This window comes from Bradyrhizobium sp. CAR08, assembly GCF_052871955.1.
The window spans coordinates 1-2477 of the sequence record NZ_JBIXJX010000068.1 but is presented as its reverse complement, the minus strand read 5'-3'; the positions used below and the strand labels follow the sequence as shown (position 1 = coordinate 2477).

General features: G+C 63.3%; 3 protein-coding genes. All 3 read right to left on the bottom strand.

Annotation, left to right across the window (positions count from 1 at the left end; all coding sequences use genetic code 11):
- Positions 1 to 13: 13 nt before the first annotated feature.
- Positions 14 to 1492 (bottom strand): IS66 family transposase, encoded by a 1479-nt coding sequence (gene tnpC, locus ACIPUD_RS39690; protein ID WP_247371356.1) that lies wholly within the window; start codon positions 1490 to 1492, stop codon positions 14 to 16.
- A gap of 122 nt (positions 1493 to 1614) precedes the next feature.
- A complete protein-coding gene (tnpB, locus tag ACIPUD_RS39685) occupies positions 1615 to 1971 on the bottom strand; it encodes an IS66 family insertion sequence element accessory protein TnpB (protein WP_247295361.1) in 357 nt (118 codons plus the stop codon).
- On the bottom strand, positions 1968 to 2396 hold the full coding sequence (gene tnpA / locus ACIPUD_RS39680; RefSeq protein ID WP_446482978.1) for an IS66-like element accessory protein TnpA: 429 nt from the start codon (positions 2394 to 2396) through the stop codon (positions 1968 to 1970). The genes tnpB and tnpA overlap by 4 nt, the downstream gene beginning before the upstream one ends.
- Between the last annotated feature and the right edge of the window lie 81 nt (positions 2397 to 2477).

Genomic DNA, 2477 nt, shown 5'->3' with positions numbered 1-2477 from the left:
GTAAACGTCGTTCTCAGGCCACGGCTTTGAGGGATTGCGCGCGATAGGCCCAGGGAAGCAGCTGATCGATTTCGCTGTTTGGGTGACCGTTGACGATCCTGGTGAGCGCGTCAGTCAGGAAGGCAAGGGGATCGACGTCGTTCAGCTTACAAGTTTCTACCAGGGATGCGATGATGGCCCAGTGCTCGGCGCCGCCGTCGGAGCCAGCGAACAGTGCATTTTTCCGGTTGAGTGCGATCGGACGGATCGAGCGCTCGACGGCGTTGTTGTCGAGCTCGATACGGCCATCATCGATGAAGCGCGTCAGGCCCTCCCAGCGTGAGAGCGCATAGCGGATTGCGTCTGCCAATTTGCCCTTTTGACTGATCAGCGCAAGCTTGGCGCGGAGCCACCGTTCGAACGCTTCCGCCAGCGGTCTGCTTTTCTGTTGCCGAACGAGACGGCGCCCCTCGGCGCTGCGGCCACGGATGTCCTTCTCGACGGCATAGAGCTCGGCGATTTGCTTGAGCGCCTCGCTCGCAATGGGCGCCGGACCGGGTGTGGCAAGCTCGTAGAAGTTACGCCGCATGTGCGACCAGCAGAATGCAAGCCGAACATCGCCACGCTCGGCGAGCTTGCCATAACCGGCATAGCCGTCGACCTGCAGAATCCCCTTGAAGCCTGCCAGATGAGCGATCGGTCGATCGGCTTTGCGATCGGGGGCATAGACATAGGCGACGCCGGGCGGATCTGCGCCGCCCCACGGCCGGTCGTCCGCAGCATAGGTCCAGAGCTGACCGGTCTTGGTGCGCCCACGGCCGGGATCGAGCACCGGCATCGTCGTCTCGTCGGCGAACAGCTTTGGCCGTTGCTTAAGCTTGCCTAGGAGGCGCTCATGCAAGGGACGCAGATGGAAGGCTGCCTGCCCCACCCAGTCCGCCAACGTTGAACGATCGAGCTCAATGCCCTGGCGTGCATAGATTTGCGCTTGCCGATAGAGCGGCAGGTGATCGGCATATTTTGACACCAGAACCTGTGCGACGGTTGCTTCCGTTGGCAGTCCGCCCTCGATCAGCCGAGCCGGAGCTGGCGCCTGCATGACGCCATCCTCGCAAACCCGGCAGGCGTATTTGGGCCGCCGGGTCACGAGGATCCGGAACTGCGCCGGGACCAGGTCCAGCCGCTCGCTTCTATCCTCGCCGACCCGATGTAACTCGCCTTGGCAGCAGGGACAGGTCCTGTCCTCGATGTCGACGATGACCTCGATCCGCGGCAGGTGCGCCGGCAAGGCGCCACGGTTGCCCCGGCGCTTGCGAGCTCGCGCATCACGGCCTTCAGGTGCACTGATGTCCTGTGCCGTCTCGCCGTACGCTGCGACTTGCTCGACGTCTTCCAGGCCCAGCAGCATCTGGTCTTCAGGCAGCGTCTCTGCCCGTCGGCCAAACCGATGCCGCTGCAATTCCTTGATGATCTGACGCAGCCGCTCGCTCTCGCACCGCTCGGCGAGCAGCATCGCTTTTAGCGTCTCCGGATCGTCAGGCAGGACGTCGCTCACAGCCAAATCAGAGCATATTCGCCGCCATCTGGCGACGCATCCGACGGTCCTGATTCACTTCGCCGCAGCGCTGCCAACAACTACCCGGGCTGCGCTGGCGCCGGCGTCCCCCGTGCCTCGTGCACAAGCCGCCAGTCGAGTCCTTCCAGCAGCGCCGACAATTGCGCTGCCGACAGGCGCATCACACCGTCCTCGATCTTCGGCCAGCGGAAGGTCCCATCCTCAAGCCTCTTGGCGAACAGGCACAGGCCCGTTCCATCCCAGAACACCAGCTTGATCCGGTCCGCCCGCTTGGCCCGGAACACATAAACAGCTCCCGAGAATGGATCTGCACCCATGCTCTCGCGCACCAGGGTCGCAAGACCCTCCATGCCCTTGCGGAAGTCTACCGGCTTGGTCGCCACCATCACCCGGACCGCACCTGACGGACCGATCACCGGCTCACCTTCAGCGCCTGGACAATCGACGCAATCATCGCCGTATCCGCTCCACGACCGGCTCGGATCGTGATGCCGTCCACTTCAATCTCGATGATCCCGCTATCTGCCTTGCGCACCGTTTTGCGCTCCCGGTGAGCACTTGGCGCCGGTACCACTGCGTCCACCACCGCCGGCACAAACTGTACTTCGTCAGCTTCGGAATGACCGCCTGCTCCTTCTCGCAACTGACGTCGCCAGCCAAACAGCTGCTGCGGCGACAATCCATGCCGTCGAGCCACGGAACACACCGAGTCGCCACTCGCCACGATCTCCGCGACGATCCGCACCTTGTCCTCGTCGCTCCACTTCCGCCGACGACCGGCTCCGGTGAAGACCTCGAGCCGCCGCACCGGCTCCGTGATAGCAGTATGCACTGTGTCCATTCTAAGCCTAACGGTCCAAACCGAACCGCAGACTCGCAGATCACACCGTCATCGGGTAGGTGGCCGCTGAACAGCGCTTAC